This window comes from Psychroserpens ponticola, from assembly GCF_023556315.2.
In the GTDB taxonomy this organism is placed as follows: Bacteria; Bacteroidota; Bacteroidia; order Flavobacteriales; family Flavobacteriaceae; genus Psychroserpens; species Psychroserpens ponticola.
Genome location: NZ_CP116221.1, coordinates 2,585,309 through 2,604,447, shown reverse-complemented (window position 1 = coordinate 2,604,447; position 19,139 = coordinate 2,585,309). Strand labels below are relative to the sequence as shown.

At 31.1% G+C, this 19,139-nt stretch carries 22 protein-coding genes; 3 read left to right on the top strand and 19 right to left on the bottom strand.

What is annotated here, in order from left to right:
* Positions 1-83 precede the first annotated feature (83 nt).
* From MUN68_RS11620 to MUN68_RS11570, 11 genes are all read right to left on the bottom strand, one after another.
* Positions 84-881: an anti-sigma factor gene (locus MUN68_RS11620; RefSeq protein WP_249996110.1), complete on the bottom strand. Its 798-nt coding sequence runs from the start codon at positions 879-881 to the stop codon at positions 84-86.
* 1 nt (position 882) lies between these two features.
* Positions 883-1,413 (bottom strand): RNA polymerase sigma factor, encoded by a 531-nt coding sequence (locus MUN68_RS11615; protein WP_249996111.1) that lies wholly within the window; start codon positions 1,411-1,413, stop codon positions 883-885.
* Between the two features lie 167 nt (positions 1,414-1,580).
* Positions 1,581-2,018: a hypothetical protein gene (locus MUN68_RS11610; RefSeq protein ID WP_249996112.1), complete on the bottom strand. Its 438-nt coding sequence runs from the start codon at positions 2,016-2,018 to the stop codon at positions 1,581-1,583.
* Positions 2,019-2,053: 35 nt separating this feature from the next.
* On the bottom strand, positions 2,054-2,557 hold the full coding sequence (locus MUN68_RS11605; RefSeq protein WP_249996114.1) for a hypothetical protein: 504 nt from the start codon (positions 2,555-2,557) through the stop codon (positions 2,054-2,056).
* Between the two features lie 103 nt (positions 2,558-2,660).
* Positions 2,661-4,202, bottom strand: a complete 1,542-nt coding sequence (locus tag MUN68_RS11600; RefSeq protein WP_249996115.1) for a phospholipase D family protein — start codon at positions 4,200-4,202, stop codon at positions 2,661-2,663.
* Positions 4,199-4,423 (bottom strand): hypothetical protein, encoded by a 225-nt coding sequence (locus MUN68_RS11595; protein ID WP_249996116.1) that lies wholly within the window; start codon positions 4,421-4,423, stop codon positions 4,199-4,201. The genes MUN68_RS11600 and MUN68_RS11595 overlap by 4 nt, the downstream gene beginning before the upstream one ends.
* Positions 4,424-4,824: 401 nt before the next feature.
* Positions 4,825-5,280 (bottom strand): RidA family protein, encoded by a 456-nt coding sequence (locus MUN68_RS11590; RefSeq protein WP_249996117.1) that lies wholly within the window; start codon positions 5,278-5,280, stop codon positions 4,825-4,827.
* A gap of 5 nt (positions 5,281-5,285) precedes the next feature.
* Positions 5,286-6,023: a methanethiol S-methyltransferase gene (gene mddA, locus MUN68_RS11585; protein ID WP_249996118.1), complete on the bottom strand. Its 738-nt coding sequence runs from the start codon at positions 6,021-6,023 to the stop codon at positions 5,286-5,288.
* A gap of 103 nt (positions 6,024-6,126) precedes the next feature.
* Complete coding sequence (locus tag MUN68_RS11580; RefSeq protein ID WP_249996119.1) at positions 6,127-7,314, bottom strand: alpha/beta fold hydrolase; 1,188 nt, start codon at positions 7,312-7,314, stop codon at positions 6,127-6,129.
* 189 nt (positions 7,315-7,503) lie between these two features.
* On the bottom strand, positions 7,504-8,148 hold the full coding sequence (locus tag MUN68_RS11575; RefSeq protein ID WP_249996120.1) for a porin family protein: 645 nt from the start codon (positions 8,146-8,148) through the stop codon (positions 7,504-7,506).
* A gap of 202 nt (positions 8,149-8,350) precedes the next feature.
* Complete coding sequence (locus MUN68_RS11570; protein WP_249996122.1) at positions 8,351-8,992, bottom strand: superoxide dismutase family protein; 642 nt, start codon at positions 8,990-8,992, stop codon at positions 8,351-8,353.
* A 199-nt stretch (positions 8,993-9,191) separates the two neighbouring features.
* Here MUN68_RS11570 and MUN68_RS11565 point away from each other — a divergent pair, with 199 nt between their 5' ends.
* Positions 9,192-10,025 carry a universal stress protein gene (locus MUN68_RS11565; RefSeq protein WP_249996123.1) on the top strand — a complete coding sequence of 278 codons (834 nt, stop codon included), beginning with the start codon at positions 9,192-9,194 and terminating at the stop codon, positions 10,023-10,025.
* A gap of 68 nt (positions 10,026-10,093) precedes the next feature.
* On the opposite strand, the gene MUN68_RS11560 is transcribed toward MUN68_RS11565, so the two are convergent.
* Entirely contained in the window at positions 10,094-10,513 is a 420-nt protein-coding gene (locus tag MUN68_RS11560; RefSeq protein ID WP_249996124.1) for a CBS domain-containing protein, read from the bottom strand.
* Between the two features lie 116 nt (positions 10,514-10,629).
* Between MUN68_RS11560 and MUN68_RS11555 the strand changes: the two genes are divergently transcribed.
* Together MUN68_RS11555 and MUN68_RS11550 are read left to right on the top strand one after the other, a co-directional pair.
* Complete coding sequence (locus MUN68_RS11555; protein WP_249996125.1) at positions 10,630-12,492, top strand: CBS domain-containing protein; 1,863 nt, start codon at positions 10,630-10,632, stop codon at positions 12,490-12,492.
* A gap of 3 nt (positions 12,493-12,495) precedes the next feature.
* A complete protein-coding gene (locus tag MUN68_RS11550) occupies positions 12,496-13,656 on the top strand; it encodes a M14 family metallopeptidase (RefSeq protein WP_249996126.1) in 1,161 nt (386 codons plus the stop codon).
* A gap of 2 nt (positions 13,657-13,658) precedes the next feature.
* Here the strand turns inward: MUN68_RS11550 and MUN68_RS11545 are convergent, their stop codons facing one another.
* The 7 genes from MUN68_RS11545 to MUN68_RS11515 form a co-directional block, all read right to left on the bottom strand.
* The gene (locus tag MUN68_RS11545; RefSeq protein WP_249996127.1) at positions 13,659-14,108 is read right to left on the bottom strand and encodes a pyridoxamine 5'-phosphate oxidase family protein; all 450 of its coding nucleotides are present in this window, start codon (positions 14,106-14,108) and stop codon (positions 13,659-13,661) included.
* A gap of 18 nt (positions 14,109-14,126) precedes the next feature.
* Positions 14,127-14,954, bottom strand: coding sequence for a universal stress protein (locus tag MUN68_RS11540; protein ID WP_249996129.1), 828 nt, complete (start codon positions 14,952-14,954; stop codon positions 14,127-14,129).
* 87 nt (positions 14,955-15,041) lie between these two features.
* Positions 15,042-15,743: a sulfite exporter TauE/SafE family protein gene (locus MUN68_RS11535; protein WP_249996130.1), complete on the bottom strand. Its 702-nt coding sequence runs from the start codon at positions 15,741-15,743 to the stop codon at positions 15,042-15,044.
* A gap of 114 nt (positions 15,744-15,857) precedes the next feature.
* Positions 15,858-16,304, bottom strand: coding sequence for a FixH family protein (locus MUN68_RS11530; protein ID WP_249996131.1), 447 nt, complete (start codon positions 16,302-16,304; stop codon positions 15,858-15,860).
* Between the two features lie 236 nt (positions 16,305-16,540).
* Complete coding sequence (gene ccoG / locus MUN68_RS11525) at positions 16,541-17,965, bottom strand: cytochrome c oxidase accessory protein CcoG (RefSeq protein WP_249996132.1); 1,425 nt, start codon at positions 17,963-17,965, stop codon at positions 16,541-16,543.
* Between the two features lie 49 nt (positions 17,966-18,014).
* Positions 18,015-18,953 carry a cbb3-type cytochrome c oxidase N-terminal domain-containing protein gene (locus MUN68_RS11520; RefSeq protein WP_249996133.1) on the bottom strand — a complete coding sequence of 313 codons (939 nt, stop codon included), beginning with the start codon at positions 18,951-18,953 and terminating at the stop codon, positions 18,015-18,017.
* Positions 18,950-19,135, bottom strand: coding sequence for a CcoQ/FixQ family Cbb3-type cytochrome c oxidase assembly chaperone (locus MUN68_RS11515; protein WP_249996134.1), 186 nt, complete (start codon positions 19,133-19,135; stop codon positions 18,950-18,952). The genes MUN68_RS11520 and MUN68_RS11515 overlap by 4 nt, the downstream gene beginning before the upstream one ends.
* Positions 19,136-19,139 lie beyond the last annotated feature (4 nt).

The window sequence follows — 19,139 nt, the reverse complement described above, 5'->3', positions numbered from 1 at the left end:
TTACCATATGGAGATATGGTAGTTTTAGGGTTTTTTTGTTGATAGAAGACACTTGTTCAAGAAATTGAACAGGTGTTTTTTTTCTAAGGCGTAACGACTCCTAAAGTATGCAGTTGTTCCATTGTAGGCGTTGGACTTCCTCCAGTTGGTTCTAAAGTGATACCAAATGCTTCACTTTCGTTAGCATTGGCAATAGTAAAAATCTTATTCTCGTCAGTATTAAAGTCTGTAATTGTCCCTAAACTTTTTGGTGTTAATGGGTTAAGTGTTAAAGACCAAACTTGCCAAACTTTACCTTCTGGAGCTTCAGGCAAACCTTGTGCGTCTAAGTAAATATTATTATTGGATTTATTCCAATATACTTTGGCATAGGAGTTTGCAAAACTTCCTTGACCTCCAAGTGGTACAGTAATAATGTCTCGATCACGTAAAACGTTTAGTAAGTTTTCTTTTACTGCCAAATTTGTTTTTGCTTGTTCAATTTGTGTTTCTAAATAAGCCTTTTCTGTATCAACATCAGAGAGTTGCGCTTCCAATTCTTTGTTTTGATTTAGTGTCCATAATAATCCTGCACCAATAAATAATGCTGCAGCCCATCCTGTGTATGTAAACCAATTGGTTTTCGGTTTAGACATTTGAACCACTTTAGAAGCGTTACCAAATTTTAATTGATCTTTAATACGTTGTAACGTGTTCTCATTTTTATTTGAAGATGTTGCAGCAGTAAGTTTTATTATTGCAGCTTCAATAGATAATACTTCTTGTAATAGTTCTGGATGTTTAAGCATAAGTTCATATACCTCCTGGTTTTCTTGTTCAGAAAGCTGACCAGCAACATACAGTTCTAATACTCCAGATTCTATGTAAGCGTTAATATCCATTTTATTTTAGTACCATTTTACGTAACTCTTTGATACAATTTCTGTTTCTTGTTTTTATGGTTCCAATTGGCATCTCTAAGGTTTCAGAGGCTTCCTTTTGAGTGTAGCCTTTAAAGTAGAGTAATTCAATCACTTCAATACATTTTTTTGCTAATTTCCCTACGAAATTCTTAATTCCAATAGCATCAGTTTTATCGTTTAAACTCTCACTTGTTTCCAAAATATCTACGAAAAATTGCGCATCGAGGTTTTTACCAGAATTTTTAAACGCTTTAGAACGTGTCTTATCTATAGCTGCATTTCTGGAAATATTTAGGATCCATGTAAAAAATCGTCCTTTACTCGCATTATAACTACTGGCATTATTCCAAACTTTTACAAATACATCTTGCATGACTTCTTGAGCAATGTCATGATCTCTTACAATATTATAAATCACACCATGCATACTATCACTATACATGTTGTATAGCTGCTCAAAGGCTTTCTCGTCTTTCTGTTGAAATTGAGAAATTAGTGTTTCTAATTGCATGTAGTGATTTGAATTATGTATTTGTAAAGATAAAAAGAAAAGCGCTTTATTGCTATAATAAAGTGCTTTTCTAGTATTTACTATTTTAGTAAATTGATTGTTATTAATGCATGTTTAAATGCTTAATTTATTTCTATGAGATTTTAATATCTGTTATAATTTGCTTTTCAATTTATTCTCGTATAAACAAATTGATGATTGTTTACACCTCCATTTCCATTAGAATCTGAACTAATTAAATTAAGCGTATTATTTTCATTTTCAAAGATTACTGTTTCGGTAAATGAAAAACCATTTTGAGTAAACTGATAGGAATCGTTTTCTAAATATTCCCAAGTCATATTTACAGTGTCGACAACGATACAATCTCCTGAGTAGTCGTCGTAATATAAATCCGTTCGGTTTCCAGATGTGGTGAATTCTATGGTTGACAACTGACAATCATTAACAGTAGTTTCTACATCATTTAAAAACTGTGTAGAATATTCCCACATTCCTATTATTGGATCATCAATATCATTATTTCCGTCATTATCAACTGTATTACAAGATGCTATTATTAAAATTGAAAATAGTAATGAGATTTTTTTAAGTGAGTTATACATTGTTGTTTTGGTTTTTAGGGTGTTGATATTACTATTTAAATAGCACCATCTCTTATTATAAGTATATAAAGGATAACACCATAAATGATGTCTAACCAGAAAAAATGCAGCATTCTTGCCAAATAAATGATTGCTACTAATGGAATTCCAATAATTGCAAGATAATTTCCACCTTTAATTTCGGAAATACTACTTTTCCAAAGTAAATCTCCCATAACAGTATTAGGAAAAGAATGAGCAGCTACTGAAATACCAAGCCAAATAAATATAAATTCTATACTTGGAAAAAGATAATTACCTATATAAAATACAGCAATTGCTATCATCGACATGATTACAAAAGGATAAATTGCAATGCCAAATGTTTTCGAATATTCTTTTGGAATTTCATGAATCACAGGTAATTCTTCTCCTGCAATAGAAAAATAGTTTACTTGGTATAATTCAATATTTAAAAATTGACATGTCTTTTTATTAATAAGGGCATCTAACATTACTCCTGGGAAAGTAAGCATTCGTATGAGTAATCCTATAATCATAGCTATTCTAAGGTGTTAAAATTGTTTGTGTTTGGTTTCCTCTAAATTAACAAAAGAAAACGAATCTAGGATTAAAAATAACAATTGCTAAAATTTTTTAAAATCACAAAATGTCTTTAGGTAATATTTTTCGGGTCCAAGTTTTTAAACGCTTATAGTTATTTACTTTAGAATCTGGATTAAATTCTAATGTGGTTTCCCAAGAATTTTCAGGTTTAAATTCTTGTTCCATTCCTTTTAAAACACCTTTTGATATTTTATCAGAATGAACAATAACAATACATTCCGTATTTAAATTCGCGCTTCTGGGATCAAGGTTAAATGTACCAATAACTGTTGTTTGTTTGTCTATAACCATCGATTTAGCATGAAGCCCAAATATGGGTTTATGATCTAACTGTTCTTGTAATTCTCCTGTCATTATTTGTGTTCGTTCTGCTGCATCAGGTCGGAATTCAAAAATTCTAACACCAGTGTTTAATAATTTTTTTCTATCTGATTGATAACTACTAAACGCTTCTATATTATCTGTTGAAGCTAAACTGTTAGTGAGAATTCTTATGTTTACACCACGATCTACAGCATCTTTAAAAAGGTTTTGAGATAACTCTGTAGTAATTAAATATGGTGTTTGAATGTCTATTGATGATTTAGCATTTTTTACTAAATCAATTAATGCAGTCGTTGAAATTCCGCTACCACCTAAACCGTTTTTGCCATCATTTTTACCTGGAGCATCTGAAATAAAATCGACATCATCCAACCAAACTAATTCTCCAGATTTTTTTATGGTATTAAATGTACTTGGTAATCTTGCAATTCTTTCGCGTATTTGAGGCCAGAAGTTATTAGGATTGCAAGCGTATTCATGAAGGTTGTCAAATCGCTGATCTGAATTAATGTTTTCAGGTTTTTCATTAATAATACTGGTCACGTTTTTGCTCAAATCGCTATTCCAAAAGTCGTTAAATGAATTATTTACTTTTTCAGAAACTTTACCTAGCAATAAAATATCTCGATCTCTAAAATTATATTCATGGTCGTAGTCAAAATATTCATCTGCAATATTTCGTCCACCAGTAATGACTACTTTTCCATCGACAATAAAGGTTTTATTATGCATACGTTGATTTGCAGATCTAAAATCTGTAGCAAATTTTGTAATTTTACTAATGATGTTTTTTCCTAAATTTACGCCTGGATTATAGATTTTTACGTTAATATTTTCATGAGAATCAAAAGTTAATATGTCCTGAATATCAGAATCTACCATAATATCATCAACAATAATTCTAATTTTGACACCTCGATCTGCTGCTCTTATCAAATAATCACAAGCAATTAGTCCAACATTATCTGTTGAGAAAATGAAGTATTGAATGTCTATTGTTTGTTCAGCATATTCACTTAGCCATGCTCTAGCAACCATGGAGCCGCTTCCATCTTCTAGCACATAAACACCAGTTTTAGTAGTCATAAGTTCAGCAACGTCTTCGAGTTCTTTAGAAAGTGAAGTAGTTTGGTTTCTATGAATTGTTGTGCAAAAATCTGTTTCAATTGTAGTATTTTTGGTTTTACTACAAGACATCAAAACTAGTAAGGCAACTATATAATAATATTTGAAAATTATTTTTATTTGGTTCATTCTATAATTTCGTAGTCAATACTTAGTTTTCGTAAAGCTCTTAACGTAGATCCCGAATTTTTGTCTTTTACCTCAATATCTACTGCGTCACCTTCTAAGAGTATATCTGTAAGTTCAATTGATAAGGATTCACTAATGTTAGGTGAGACCTCTGCGATGCATTTTGCTATCGCTCTTCTATCTGGACTTTGAGCATCGCAAGACAATAAGTTTAATTTCATAATTTATTATTTCAATAGACTAGAGTTAAGATCTCTCTGATTTTTATTTTACCAGCTCTAAATTAATAAAAGAAAATGAATACAGGCAAAAGATATAATTAATTATACTAATAATTGTAGGGAGAATCTGTCTTATTCTTTAGTGTTTTGTTAATGTTTGTTAACTAAGGTTAACAACTGTAACAATTTTAGAATAGCATCGTCTATAGAGTATAAACAATCAAAATAATCATAACCATGAGAACATTAAATACAAATAAAATTACAGCGACATCAAACAGTACGAAAACATATGTTTGGAATACCAAAAGACGATACAGTTAGTAGCAGATTATTTAGATATTACACATCAATCAAGATAATCAGTAAACACCCTTGTTAATTTATATTTTCAAGGGTTTTTATTTTTCAATTTCAACAACCATATAAACAGAAGCTGCAATATTATGAGGCACACTAACACCAACTGCTGTTCTAGTGTGTTTTCCAAGGTCGCCAAATACTTCAACAACAAAATCGGAAGCACCATTCATAGCATCTGCTTGTTCAGTGTTTTCTAAAGTAGAGTTTACTAAGCCATGCATAGCGACAATGCTAGTTACTTTATCTAGTGGGCAAATAGTTTTTATTGCTGCTAAGCAGCCAATAGCACAAAGTTTTGTGGCATATTTACTTTCTTCCAAAGATAAATCTTTACCAAGCCTGCCTTTTTTTATGATGCCATTTTCTACCGGAATTTGACCAGCAACATAAATCAAATTGCCTGTACGCTTAGCAGGAATATAATTTGCAACAGGTTTTTGGACTTCAGGTAATTGAATTCCCATCTTAGTTAGTCTTGATTCTATTTTACTCATTAATCCTATGATTTTATTTTTGTAAAAGGAACAATCATAGGGACTTCTTTTTGGTAAGTTTCATAATCTTCTCCAATGAATTTTTTAAGATCTTTTTCTTCTAAATACTTAACTGCAATAATAATGTAAAGTGTCGTTACAATACTAAATAATAAATGTCCTATTGTCATGACTGGTGTTGCCCAGAATGCAATTAAAAAACCTAGCATTATTGGATGCCTTACAAGTTTATATAAATAATTTGTTTGAAATTTAGGATGAGCCGTTTGTTTATTTTTTAGATTATCAAAAATTTGAGCTAATCCAAAAAGTTCAAAATGGTTAATCATAAATGTAGAAAGTAATACGATAAGCCAACCTAAAAAGAATATTCCAGTCAAAATATAACCACCAATTTCATTTTCGACGTCCCAAACTATAGTTGTTATGGGTTGCCATTGCCAGTAAATTAAAATTAAAGCTAAACTAGATAGTAGAACATAAGTACTACGTTCCATAGCTTGACTAAAAATTGCGTTAAACCTTTTTTTAAATGCAGGTCTAGCCATAATGCTATGCTGAAGTGCAAATACACTTAATAAAACCAAATTGATTAAAATGGCATTCATTATTGAGGGTTCTGTTCCAGAGTCTATTGTTTTAGGGACGTAAATGTTACCTACAAATCCAATGGCGTAAAGAAAGGCAATTAGAAAAATAATATATGCTATTGCTCCGTAAATAAAGATAACTACTTTTTTCATTTTAGTTTAGTGTTTGGTTGTGTAACAAAATTCAACTAAAAGAAAGACATTTGATATCCTTAAACATTCAAAAAGTGTTCTCTAAGGTTCAAATCTAGTAGATTTAAGTGTTCATTTTGAATTGGTTAGGAGGTAATTTGAACTTTTCTTTAAACGATTGGATAAAATGTGAGTTGTTTTTAAAACCACTTTCATAGCATATTTGGTTAACGTTTAAATCACTTTCAAGAAGAAGCATTTTAGCATAGTCTAAGCGTTTCTCTTTTAACCATCGATATGGTGTTGTGTTGTAATGAGTATTAAAATCTCTTTTAAATACAGACAAACTGCGTCCACAAAGTTTTGCAAAATCTTCAATTTTTAAATTGTATTGAAAATTATCTAACATTGTTTTTTCAATATCTATTTTAGTGTAATTATTTTTTGAATGAATAGACAGTTTGGTTTTACTTAAAGGTCGTATTCCTGTAACGAATTCTTCAATTTCATCGAGTACTGATTTGGAATCACCTACCCAAAAACAATGATCGTTGCCTGGTAATTCAACAAATTTTGAATTAGAAATTCGGTTTGCAATATATTTAGCTTCTTCTACATTTACATCTAAATCATCAGTTCTATGAAGGATTAAAGTTGGAATTTTGATGGTTTTTAAAATATCGGAAATATCTGTTTCTGTATTCATTTTAGCGAGTGCAAGAGCAGCTCTAGGACTAGCAGCAGATCTTAAATAACTTGCAAACCAATCGTAATAGTCGGGATTATTAGCCATAGAAGGCATTATTATTTCTAATCCCATTTTTTTACCATTTCCCCATTCTTTTTGAATGGTTTCATAAAAAACGTCTCGTTCATTTGGTTTTGGTGCCCAAGGATAATCGATATCATATTTTCTTTTTGCAAAAATGCTGAATGTGATTAAAGACTGGATTCGTTTTGGATATCTAGATGCAAAAAGACTTGCTATTGTTCCGCCTTCAGAATGCCCAAAGAAAATTGCTTTTTCACATTTTGCTGCATTCATGACGCTCAAAATATCATCCATTCTTTCATCGAGAGAACATAATGGATTTACTCTATCTGAAAGTCCAGTACCTCTTTTATCAAATATTATGAGTCTTGAAAATTGAGTAAGTCTAGTTAGAAATTCGGCCAATTTATAATCTAGCCACATCATATCAATATTTGAAACCCAACCAGGAATAAAAATAAGGTCAACAGGACCATTTCCAACGATTTGATATGCAATATTTATATCATTGTTTATTGCATATTTTGTAATTGGTTTCATTTTTAGTAAAATGTATTTTGACTTTCTATTTTTATAAGTGACTTCAACGGATTGTTATTGAAACAGATAACTACGTGATTGTGAAAGTTGGAAACAAGTTAATAAAAGAAAACTAAGCAGAAGGACATTTTTTGAGTTTTCTGTGTATGTCTTTAGTAATTAGTTGTTTGTATGTGTTGGTGGTAAGTGTTAGATTCCCAAATTCCAACCTAATATAAATTTTACAGCATTTGTTTTTACTGTTCCTTTTACGCTCTTTGGAACATATCCTGTATCTATAATTCCTAAATCATCTCTTATTTCAATGGTTATGTCATTTTTTTCATTAAGAGATATATTAGTTCCAATTCCTAAGGAGAATCCGAAGTCAATTTTTTTCTGTTCTGTATATGAGTCACTATCCTCATTAGGGAAATCTGGCTCAATTTTATTGTTTAATAAATAGTTGAAGAATGGTCCTCCATTTACAAAAAATGTTGAATTTCCAAATTCGTATTTTAGTAGAATTGGAATATTTATGTATTCATATATTTCACTGAAATTTTCGGTGCCAATTTCTTCTGAAGTATAACTAAAGTAAGTCAGTTGTAGTTTTTTGATTTTCCTTTCGTAGTTAATATTAGTCTTTAAGGATAAATTTTCTTTTAAATAATAGTCAATGGAAACGCCGAATAAGTATCCTACTTTAAAATTATTGTATTTAGCATACTCGTGTCCGCGAACTTTTGGATAGTTTATACCAACATTTATTCCAATTTTAAAATCATTTTGTGCATATAAATTCAAAGAAAAAATGAATCCAATAGCGATTAATAATAATTTAATTTTGTTCATATAGGTATGGTGTTTTGAGTAATCTTAATATGTATTAACTTGATATATTGAAACCTTTATATCTGGAGAATCTACTTTATTTCGTTTTTTATTATTGGTAAATTTAAATAAAAATAAAACACGGTTTAATATAAAAAAAAATTAAAAAAAAAGAGCCATAACATCAAGTTATCGCTCTTTATAAATTTGTATTCTTAGTGCATTATTCAATAATACCACCACAACTTACTCGTGCTCCAGCAGCTCCAGAAGGTTGAGACGTAAAGTCATCTGTACCTTGGTGAACAATAATGGCTTTTCCTAAAATATCTTTGGTAGCGTCACCACAACCAATACACCATTCGTCAGTGATTTTAGTGATGGTTCCTTGACCTTCTGCATTGGCTGTAAAGTTTCCAATATCTCCTTTGTGATAGCCTTTTGCATCTCCCCATTTTCCGTGTGGTTGTGCTGTAGGATTCCAGTGTCCACCAGATGAACTTCCATCATCAGAAGTACAATCTGCTTTGTCGTGAATATGAATGGCGTGTTCTCCTGGTGTTAATCCACTAAGGACAGCAATCATAGTAACAGTACCTTCTTCTTGTTTAAACACAAGATTACCTGTAGTAGTACTTCCGCTTTTAGATTCTAAACTCATTGTTACTTTTCTTTTTTCAGAAAAGTAAGCTGGTTTTTCTTTGACTTCCGTTGGCTCTCTTCTATCTGTAGTTGTTTCTGTCGATTCAGTGCTTGTTTCTGTAACGGCTTCTTCGACAATAGTTTCCGCTTCCTTTTTATCGCTTTTACAGGAAGCAACTAAGCATAGTGCAACAACTGCAAGTCCTAAAATTTTGTGTTTCATTGTATCGTTTTTAAGTAGTTAATTCAACTTGAAAGATACTGATTATTTAATTCCAATTAAAATTAATTAAAGTTTAAATAACAGTATGATAAATGTCATTTTTATTCTGAAGGTTAGCCAATACCTTTATCGTGTAATTAAACGTTAAACATTTCTAAAGATGGAAATGGTTTTATAATAAATCACTAAAACTATAAATATGAACAAAATAATAGTACCAATTGACTTTTCTAAACATTCTGAATATGCACTTGAAACTGCAGCAATTTTGGCAAAGAAAAATAATGCTGAAGTTATTGCATTGCACATGTTAGAAATGGCTAATACTATGCTTGTAGATTCTAATGATGAACAACAAATGCAAACTGTATTCTTTTTGAAACTTGCTGAAAAGAAATTTAAAGAGTTTCTAGAACGAGATTATTTAAAAGACATTACTGTTACTCCAATAGTAAAGCACTTTAAAGTATTTCGTGAAGTTAGTGATGTTGCTAAAGAACACAATGCAGATTTAATTGTTATGGGTTCACATGGAGCAAGTGGTTTTACCGAAATTTTAGTTGGCTCGAATACTGAAAAAGTAGTAAGGCATTCTGAAATCCCTGTTCTTGTTGTAAAGCAGAAACCAGCTAATGTGAAATTTGAGACGGTTGTTTTTGCTTGTGATTTTTCAGAAGAAATGGTAGAACCTTATTTAAAAGCATGTCAGTTTTTTGAAAATACGTCTTCTAACTTAAAACTTTTATATGTGAACTTGCCAGGTGAACGTTTTAAAAGTTCTACCGAAATGGAAGCAACAGTCGCTAAATTTCTTGAAAAAGCAGATGGGAACTTAAATAAGTTAAACGAGATCCAATACATTTCCGATTATACTGTAGAAGAAGGTGTACTCACTTTTGCAAATATTGTAGGTGGTGATTTAATTGCAGTACCAACACATGGTCGCAGAGGAATATCTCACTTTTTTAGCGGAAGCATTGGTGAAGATATAGCTAATCATTCAACGTTGCCAGTGATTACATTTAGAATCTAATTGAACTAAAGTTAAGGCATAAAAAAAGAGTTAGGAAACTAACTCTTTTTTTATGGTTGTGATTTTGATTAAAACTGATCAATTAAATAATTTATTAAATCTGTTGTGGTTACAATACCTACAAGTTGACCTTCATCAACAACTGGTAAAGCATGGAACTCATTTTTAGCCAATAATTCAGCAACCTCTTTTATTGTAACTTCTGAACTAATTGTTACTACATTTTTACTCATCACTTGATTTATAGTAAACATGTTGTAAACAACAGTGTCTACTTCTGTTTCATTTTCATTTACTGCATCAGCAAAACTAATGCGAAGTAAATCTGTATAACTCAACATCCCAATAATTACATCTCCAGAAACAACTGGAATATGTCTAATATGATGTTGTTTAAAAAGTTTCTCTGCAGTCTCTAAATCATCTGTTCTGTTTACTGCAATAATATTCTTGGTCATAATAGCTGACACTGGTGTACGTTTTTTCATAATGTTAGGTTTTATTTTATCTATTAAAGTTAGCCATATACAAGGCTAAAAACTATGATAAAAGTCATAAAACCTACGCTAGTAATGTGTTAAATTTGAGAACATTGCATAAAATTATGGGGTCACAATCGGTTAAGCCAATAACTAATAAAACTGAAAGAAAGGTGTTTATAAATCATTTGTTAAATGATATAGAAGCATTAGACATGATGATTAAATCTGATGCCTTCGAAAAAGGAATTCAGCGTATTGGTGCTGAACAAGAATTTTGCATTGTAGATCAATATTATAGACCATCATTTAATGCCTTAGAAATCTTAGCAGAAATTAATGATGTTCATTTTACAACTGAGCTTGGGCTTTTTAATTTAGAAGCCAACTTAGATCCATTAGAATTAAAAGGAACTTGCTTTTCACAACTCGAAAAAGACCTTTCCGAATTGGTAGAGAAAGCCATAAAAGCTGCAGATGCTATAGACTTCAATAAAATCATACTCACAGGTATTTTACCAACCTTTAAACGTAAAGATCTCGTGTTTGAAAACATGACGCCTTTTCAACGTTATAAAGTGTTGAATGATGTCATGAAAAAAGTTAGAGGAAATAATTTTAGAGTGAAAGTAAGAGGAGTTGATGAGCTAATATTAGACCATGAATCTATTTTATTTGAAGCATGTAATACAAGTTTTCAAGTGCATTTACAAATTGACTTAGATGATATAGTCGATCAGTATAATTGGTCTCAAGCTATTGCTGGTCCAATTTTGTCAGTTATGACGAATTCTCCTATGCTTTTAGGACGTGAGCTTTGGAGCGAAACACGTATTGCTTTGTTTCAGCAGAGTATAGATTTACGAAATAGATCACAATTACTTAGAGAGCAAAAGGCAAGAGTGAACTTTGGCAATGATTGGATTAAAGATTCAATTATTGAAGTCTTTACAGATGATGTTTCACGATATGCACCTTTAGTGACTTCAGAGCTTGAAGGCAATCCTATAGAAGATTTAAAAAACGGAATCAAACCAGAATTAAAGGCTATTGGTTTGCATAACGGAACACTTTATAAATGGAATAGAGTCTGTTATGGCGTTCATAAAAATGTGGCGCATTTACGAATTGAAAATAGGTACATACCATCTGGACCAAGTATTAAAGATGAAATTGCAAATGCTATGTTTTGGATTGGTGTGATGTTAGGCATGCCTGAAGATTGTAAATCGATATGGAAACGTATGGCTTTTAAAGATGCAAAAGGTAATTTTATAAAAGCGGCAAGAACTGGCTTAGATACTTATTTTAATTGGTTTGGAAAAGGTGTTTCTGCAAAAAAATTAGCAAAAAAAATCTTGTTGCCAATGGCTCATGATGGACTTTTAAAAGCTAATATAAATATTGAGGATATTGAGTTTTACCTCAATATAATAAAAGAACGAATAGACAAAAATACAACTGGAAGTAAATGGTTGGTAAGAAGTAGTAGAATGCTTCAAGAAGATGTTTCTAGAGAAGAAGCCAACATCTTATTAACCTATCATATGCATAAAAATCAACAAGAAAATTTACCTGTAAGCGAGTGGGAATTAGCAAAACCTTTAGCAAGAAAAGATGCTAGCTCTAATGATAAAGTACATAAAGTGATGTCAACTCAAATTTTTACAGTCCATGAAAATGATTCAATGAGACTTATTAAGAATATTATGCAATGGAAAGATATAAATCACATTCCTGTTATTAATGAAGAGCATAAAATTGTTGGTATTATTTCAACAAGTGACATTTCTAATGTGGATAAGTTTGATGACCATTCTGCATCTCAAGTCATGCAAAAAGATATTAAGTACGGAACTCCAGACATGCATATTGAAGAAGCTAAATCTATAATGCTTGAGAATAATATACGATGCCTCCCAATTATAGATCACAATGAGTTGGTTGGAATATTAACCAAAACAGATTTAGAGAAACTTAATTCATAAGTCATGATAAAAGAAAGCGCCAAACCTAAGACATATATAACTGAAGATAGAATTTTTTATAGCCAAAATAATGATGTCAATGGTATAACATTAATCTGTATTGGAGGTATTCATGGAAATGAACCTGCTGGTGTCTATGGATTACAAAAAGTGATTAGTGATATTATTGTAAATGATATTAAATTTAAAGGTAATTTTTATGCACTATTGGGCAATATGAATGCTTTACAATCTGGTGTACGATATAAAGATTTTGACTTAAATAGATTATGGACGACCTATGAAATTGAATCCTTAAGAGATGATAATCAATATGAATTTGATGAGCAGAAAGAACAATACGAATTATACACAACCATTAAAGAAATTTGTAATAGTAATCATGGTGACTTTGTATTTATAGATTTGCATACCACATCGTCTCCTACAGTGCCATTTATAACTATTAGTGATTCATTAAACAATAGAAGTTTAGCAGATAAGTTTCATATTCCTATTGTTTTAGGTATTGAAGAATATCTCGATGGACCATTGCTGTCTTACATAAATGAATTTGGACATGTATCATTAGGTTTTGAAGCTGGACAACACGATGATGAAAAATCTGTGTTGTATTGTGAAGCTTTTATATGGTTAGTTATGGAAAAATTAGGATTGACTTCAAAAAACAAGTTTGATTATAAACGTTTAAGTAGAGTGCTGAATTTTAATAAAGGATTTTATGAAATTATTTATAGACATGCTTTATCAGAAATGAATCAGTTTAAGATGAAACCTGGTTTTATAAATTTTAAACCAGTATTGAAGTATCAAACTCTAGCTAATGAAGACGTAAGAGAAGTTAAAAGTGCATTTAACGGATTGATTTTTATGCCATTATATCAAAAACAAGGTGAAGACGGTTTTTTCATCGTAAGAAAACTATCTAAATTCTGGTTATTGTTTTCAGTAATATTACGGAATTTGAAATGTCATCAGTTTTTAAGGCTACTACCAGGAATTAAAAAACACCCTAACAATGATTATTGTTTAATAGCTAACAGAAGAATCACTTTGTTTCTAACGACTAAAATATTTCATTTATTTGGGTATAGAAAGAAGGTGATAATAGAAGATAAGATTCATTTCATGAAACGTGATCGAAAAGTGATACCTTTTATTTAATACTATTTGCGTCGCACTTTTCCAGTGACATCTTCAATATTGATAACGAATACAATTGGGAGATCATTCTTCGCTATTTTGGCTGAAAATTCACTTATAAAGTTTAAGTCTCTATGTTCTTTATTTAAAATAACATCTTTAATTCCTAATGAAAAATCATGAAGCAAAGCTTTGGCTGCACTGCCTTCAAATTCTTCATAATTTCCATGTACTGCAATAGATTGCCAATGGTCAACAGATGTTATATCTGAAACTTCTAAGGTTATTGGTCCATGTTTTCTCATGGCAATAATTTTATGGCCTTCACCAGAATAGCAAATAATTCTATTGTCTTTAAAAAAATACGTTATAGGAATCACAAAAGGTCTATCTCTATAAATATAGCCCAAATGACCTATGTAATTTTGTCTTAAAATCAGTTGACAATCTGCTTTGTCTAAATTTTTAATCATAACTAATTACGGTTTAAATTAAATGTCTCTACTATGAAATATCATTAAAGGTAATTTAATGACCTTGCTTAATTCTATACTTGGTGATTCTGTGAAAAATCGTTTTATAAATGATTTGTCATGAACAATCAAACCTGTCAAATCAATTGCATTTGTTTTTAGATAATTTGTTACTGCATTATAAAATGAAGTTTCTTCTTCAAGAGAATACTTGCAGTTAAACGCATCTAGCATTTCTTGGTCATTTGAAATACTGTTTGTTTCATTTTTATCACATACTCTCAATACATGTAATTTAAGGTTATGGTATTTTGTAAAATCATTTATGACATTTATTTGCTCACTTTTAATAGCGTCATCAAATTGTAAAGGCAATAAAAAATTTGAAATCGGTTTAAATGAATATTCATTTGGAACGATTAACGTTTTACAAATCACTTGTCTAATGACATTAATGGTATTGCTACCAAAAACAACTTCAATGGCACCTGTAGCACCATTTGATCCCATAACAACATAATCGATAGAATTATGCTTAATGGCTTGATTTACAGCATCAGTAAATACATCGAAATCTACTATAATTTCAAATGTATGATTTGGGTTGTTGTAGTTGGTTTTTAAATCTTCAACAAGTGTATTAAGTTTCTGTCTAGGAACTTTTGTAAATGATTCATAAATGTTTTCAGTAGAAGAAGTCATCAAATCATCTGAAATAAATGAACCTGCTTTATGTACATTCATTATGTAGAAAGTACATGTTTCAGATTCAAAAAAGTGCATCGCATAATGTATTGCGTTTGTTGCATTATTAGAAAAATCGGAGAGTAATAGAATCGTTTTCATATCTCTTAACCTTATGAACTAAAGTTACTGAAATTAACTAAAATAAACTATGATGAAAGTCAGTTTTACACAACGAATTTAAAATCATTAATGACAATCAATTGTACTAGAACTAACATCAATTATTGGAGCAGGAGAGAGGTAAGGAATACCTAATCCCATACCACGAACAATAAATAGCAATCCGATAATTACAACAAAAACAGGAATGGCTTTTTGAATGCGTTGCTTAACTGTTGCGTTTAAAAATTTCCCTAAATATATTGCTGTTGTCATCAACGGAATCGTTCCTAAACCGAATAGCATCATATACAGGCTACTCTCAATTGCGCTTGACATTGTTAATGATGCAAAAACAGCCATGTAAACCAAGCCACAAGGTAAAAAACCATTTAAGAAACCTATGGTTAAGAACGTATCTGCTGTTTTCTTTTTGAGCGCTTTACCAAGTGATGATTTTACTTTTGAAATAATTCTGTATAACGGCTTAGAAAAGTTGTATTTATTAAAGGTGTGCACAGGAATAAGAATGATAACAATCATTAATATACCAATGACTATTGATAATTGTTGTTGAATTCCAAAGATATATAGACTCTTTCCAACCAAACCGAAAACCAAACCAATTAGTGCATATGCCAATAATCTTCCTAAGTGATAGGTTGTAATTTGAGAGACTTTTTTTAAAGAGTTACTTCTGTCAACAGGTAACATAAAGGCAATAGGGCCACACATTCCAACGCAATGGAAACTTCCTAGTAAACCAAATATGAGAGCAGACCAAAGCATAAATTATGTTGTATATGTGTTAGGTCGAGCACAGTCGAAACCTCTTTATTAACCTCTCGTTTCTTTCAATATAAACATGTTTTAATTGCTGTATTGCTCGAGGAGACATTCTATTTAATACACGATCTCTTTTTTGTAGAGATAGGATTTTCCGTTATATTGCCAATCAATTTTAATGTTCCAACGACCATCCAACAAACGTTTGTCAGGTATGAGCAAATTGTGATCAGACAATGAAATTGAGCTTTCAAAGTCTACTTGTTTGTTAGATGGTCTATATAGGAACACTTTTCCTTCAATGTTTTGAGATTTTAGATCTTCGGGAAATATAATGAGTAAACCTTCTGAGGTTTTTTTCCAAGTAATATCAGACCTTAAGGTTTTAGAGTTTTCCTCTTTATTAATATCATTTTGATATTCTAATTCGGCTTTGTAATAATTTTCGGTAACCAAATCATGATCAAATTTATTATCTGTATTCATACGAATAACAAAGAACATTATAAAGCTAATAAACCCAATAAATGCTAGTACGATGCCTGTTCCCCAATTTATTTTCATAACCTATTTATTTTGTCATCCTGAACTTATTTCAGAATCATATTGTTTGTTTTAGGGCATTACCCTTTTTCATTGCAATCAAAAGCGTCAGGCTTTACACTGTATCTTTTTATTTGACAACTTCTCGACTGCGCTCGAAGAGACAAATAAAAAGGATGCCGTTTCAATCCTTAATGCGACTTTCAATTGGAAGTTTAAGGGCAAAAGTTAAAATTCCTAATGCCTTTTAACTTTTGTTAATTATAACTTCTCGGTCCTAAAAAGTTAACTGTTGTCGTTTCAATGAGTTCTTCTCCACTGTAAACTTCAATCATGAGTTTGTTTTTATCGCCTTTTAATTCACTTTTGTCAATCTCTATAAATAAAGTGCCTTCAGCTAATCCTTGCTCAGGAACTTCAACCTTGCCTGTATTTGAAACCAATTTAATTTCTCCTTGGTATGCTCTCAACTTAAAATTGACATCTTCAATTTTTTCAGTGGTTTTATTTACAAGTTTATAGGTGAATACATTACTAATTATAGATTCACCTTTGTGTTCATAAAGTTGACCAGGTAACCGTAATACTCTAGCCTCAACATCATTTCTTAATAACAACATGCCGCATAAAACACCTGTTAAAATAAATAATACTGCCGAATAGCCTTTTAGTCTAGGTGTAAATTCAAATTTCTTTCCCTTTTCAATATTATCTTCACTTGCATATCTGATCAACCCTTTAGGAAGATTAATACTTTCCATAATATGATCGCATTCATCAATGCATGCAGTACAATTAACACATTCTAATTGCGTACCATTTCTAATATCTATTCCAGTCGGACAAACATTTACACATTGTAAACAATCAATGCAATCGCCATGACCAAGTGCTTCTCTGTCTTCATTTTTTCTAAATTTCTTTCTTCCATTTTCGGCTTCACCACGTTTATGATCATAAGCGACTATAATAGATTTATTATCTAGAAGGACGCCTTGAAGTCTTCCATATGGACAAGCAATAATACAAACTTGTTCTCTAAACCATGCAAAAACAAAATAGAATACTCCAGTAAAAATAATCAAAGGAAATAGCGTACCTAAATGTTCAAATGGCCCATCAATGATATATCTTAAAAGCTTGTCACTTCCAATAAGATAGGCCAAAAAGATATTAGCAATTAAAAAGGATATGACTAAAAATATGAACCATTTAAAGATGCGTTTTCTGATTTTTTCAGCATCCCATTTTTGTCTTTGTAGTTTTCGTTGTTTATTTCTGTCGCCATCAATCCAATACTCAATTCTACGGAAAACCATTTCCATAAAAATGGTTTGCGGACAAATCCATCCACAAAAAATACGTCCGAAACCAACCGTGAATAATGTGATAAAAATGACAGCAACCAACATTGAAATCACAAACAAATGAAAATCTTGTGGCCAAAAGGGGAATCCGAAGATGTTAAAACGTCGTTCTAAAACATTAAACATCAAAAACTGATTGCCGTTAATTTTAATAAAAGGTGCAGCAAAAAGAAATGCTAATAAGGCATAACTTACAATTTTACGTTTTTCATAATACCATCCACTTGGTTTTTTAGGATACACCCAAGCACGATTTCCATCTTCATTGATGGTTCCAATAGAATCTCTAAATGTTTCGTTTTCAGGTGTGTTCATAACAGTCTTATTTTGAAACTTAGCAGTTCTTATCTAAGAATCAATAAAATTAATCTTCTTTTATGTCTTGAACTTCAACTGATTCAGTTACAACGTCTTCGGTTGGAGCATTTTTATCGATCCAAATATCACCTTCAGGAGCTTTCGGTTCTGCAGGTGTTGTGCCTTGAAATTGGAGTAGATAACTAGCTACTTGAGCGATTTCTGCTGGTTTCAAACTTTGTTTCCAAGCAATCATACCTTTTCCATCACGACCACCTTCTGAAACTGTTTTGAAAACGTTATTAATTCCACCACCCAAGATCCAATGTTTATCGGTAAGGTTCGGGCCAATTCCGCCTCCACCATCAGCTTTATGGCAAGCCACACAGTTCATTTCAAATAGTTTTTGTCCAGCTTTTAAATCACTAGTTTCAGTTAATAATTCTACGGTATTAAAGTCGACCAAATCTTTTGCATTTTTCTTATATTCTTCGATGTCAATTTTAGCTTGAACTAAGTCAGATTCGAGTTCATCATACTGATTTTCCCCATTAAACACATGGAAACGCACTAAATAAATTGCTGCAAAAACGATACTTGCATAAAACCCATAGATCCACCATGGTGGAAGATTATTATCTAATTCTTTTATGCCATCGTAATTATGATCTAAGACAATTTCATGTTCTTCTTCCATAGGTTTGCTACCTAGTAATTTTTGGTATGCTTCAGAAGTCCAACTTATAAGTTTTGGTGTCTTTGATTTTTGAGCATTATAACGTGCTTTTGCTGCTTCATCTAAACTTTGATATAATACATTGTTAATTGAAGACACTATAGCTTCAATAGCAATAATTATTAATAGTACTAATATTAAGAATAGTAATACCATTGGTTTTTCAATAAACGCGGGTTTATCACCAGAATCTATAGTATATTCTACGATACCAGCAATAATAAAGAATACTGCAGGTACTCTTATCCAAGAAGGAATGAAATTTCTCATAATTCTGTAGTGTTTTGGTTGTCTAAAGGAAGGTTACTCACGGTGTTGATATAGTCTTTTTTTGCGGTAATTACCCACCAGAAAAGGACGACGAAAAAACTGAAAAATATGAGTAAGGAGATCATAGGATATATTTCTATTCCAGTGATACTTTCCATATGGTTTTTTACAAATTTTAGCATGATA

What these genes read in the sequence shown, in the direction of transcription:
- MUN68_RS11530 (WP_249996131.1), bottom strand. Translation starts at nt 16,304, where the DNA reads ATGAAAATAAATTGGGGAACAGGCATCGTACTAGCATTTATTGGGTTT.
- MUN68_RS11550 (WP_249996126.1), top strand. Translation starts at nt 12,496, where the DNA reads ATGATAAAAGAAAGCGCCAAACCTAAGACATATATAACTGAAGATAGA.
- MUN68_RS11560 (WP_249996124.1), bottom strand. Translation starts at nt 10,513, where the DNA reads ATGAAAAAACGTACACCAGTGTCAGCTATTATGACCAAGAATATTATT.
- MUN68_RS11555 (WP_249996125.1), top strand. Translation starts at nt 10,630, where the DNA reads ATGGGGTCACAATCGGTTAAGCCAATAACTAATAAAACTGAAAGAAAG.
- MUN68_RS11615 (WP_249996111.1), bottom strand. Translation starts at nt 1,413, where the DNA reads ATGCAATTAGAAACACTAATTTCTCAATTTCAACAGAAAGACGAGAAA.
- MUN68_RS11620 (WP_249996110.1), bottom strand. Translation starts at nt 881, where the DNA reads ATGGATATTAACGCTTACATAGAATCTGGAGTATTAGAACTGTATGTT.
- MUN68_RS11535 (WP_249996130.1), bottom strand. Translation starts at nt 15,743, where the DNA reads ATGCTTTGGTCTGCTCTCATATTTGGTTTACTAGGAAGTTTCCATTGC.
- MUN68_RS11540 (WP_249996129.1), bottom strand. Translation starts at nt 14,954, where the DNA reads ATGAAAACGATTCTATTACTCTCCGATTTTTCTAATAATGCAACAAAC.
- MUN68_RS11565 (WP_249996123.1), top strand. Translation starts at nt 9,192, where the DNA reads ATGAACAAAATAATAGTACCAATTGACTTTTCTAAACATTCTGAATAT.
- MUN68_RS11580 (WP_249996119.1), bottom strand. Translation starts at nt 7,314, where the DNA reads ATGAAACCAATTACAAAATATGCAATAAACAATGATATAAATATTGCA.
- MUN68_RS11545 (WP_249996127.1), bottom strand. Translation starts at nt 14,108, where the DNA reads ATGATTAAAAATTTAGACAAAGCAGATTGTCAACTGATTTTAAGACAA.
- MUN68_RS11570 (WP_249996122.1), bottom strand. Translation starts at nt 8,992, where the DNA reads ATGAAACACAAAATTTTAGGACTTGCAGTTGTTGCACTATGCTTAGTT.
- MUN68_RS11600 (WP_249996115.1), bottom strand. Translation starts at nt 4,202, where the DNA reads ATGAACCAAATAAAAATAATTTTCAAATATTATTATATAGTTGCCTTA.
- ccoG (WP_249996132.1), bottom strand. Translation starts at nt 17,965, where the DNA reads ATGAACACACCTGAAAACGAAACATTTAGAGATTCTATTGGAACCATC.
- MUN68_RS11595 (WP_249996116.1), bottom strand. Translation starts at nt 4,423, where the DNA reads ATGAAATTAAACTTATTGTCTTGCGATGCTCAAAGTCCAGATAGAAGA.
- MUN68_RS11605 (WP_249996114.1), bottom strand. Translation starts at nt 2,557, where the DNA reads ATGATTATAGGATTACTCATACGAATGCTTACTTTCCCAGGAGTAATG.
- MUN68_RS11575 (WP_249996120.1), bottom strand. Translation starts at nt 8,148, where the DNA reads ATGAACAAAATTAAATTATTATTAATCGCTATTGGATTCATTTTTTCT.
- MUN68_RS11590 (WP_249996117.1), bottom strand. Translation starts at nt 5,280, where the DNA reads ATGAGTAAAATAGAATCAAGACTAACTAAGATGGGAATTCAATTACCT.
- MUN68_RS11610 (WP_249996112.1), bottom strand. Translation starts at nt 2,018, where the DNA reads ATGTATAACTCACTTAAAAAAATCTCATTACTATTTTCAATTTTAATA.
- MUN68_RS11515 (WP_249996134.1), bottom strand. Translation starts at nt 19,135, where the DNA reads ATGCTAAAATTTGTAAAAAACCATATGGAAAGTATCACTGGAATAGAA.
- mddA (WP_249996118.1), bottom strand. Translation starts at nt 6,023, where the DNA reads ATGAAAAAAGTAGTTATCTTTATTTACGGAGCAATAGCATATATTATT.
- MUN68_RS11520 (WP_249996133.1), bottom strand. Translation starts at nt 18,953, where the DNA reads ATGAGAAATTTCATTCCTTCTTGGATAAGAGTACCTGCAGTATTCTTT.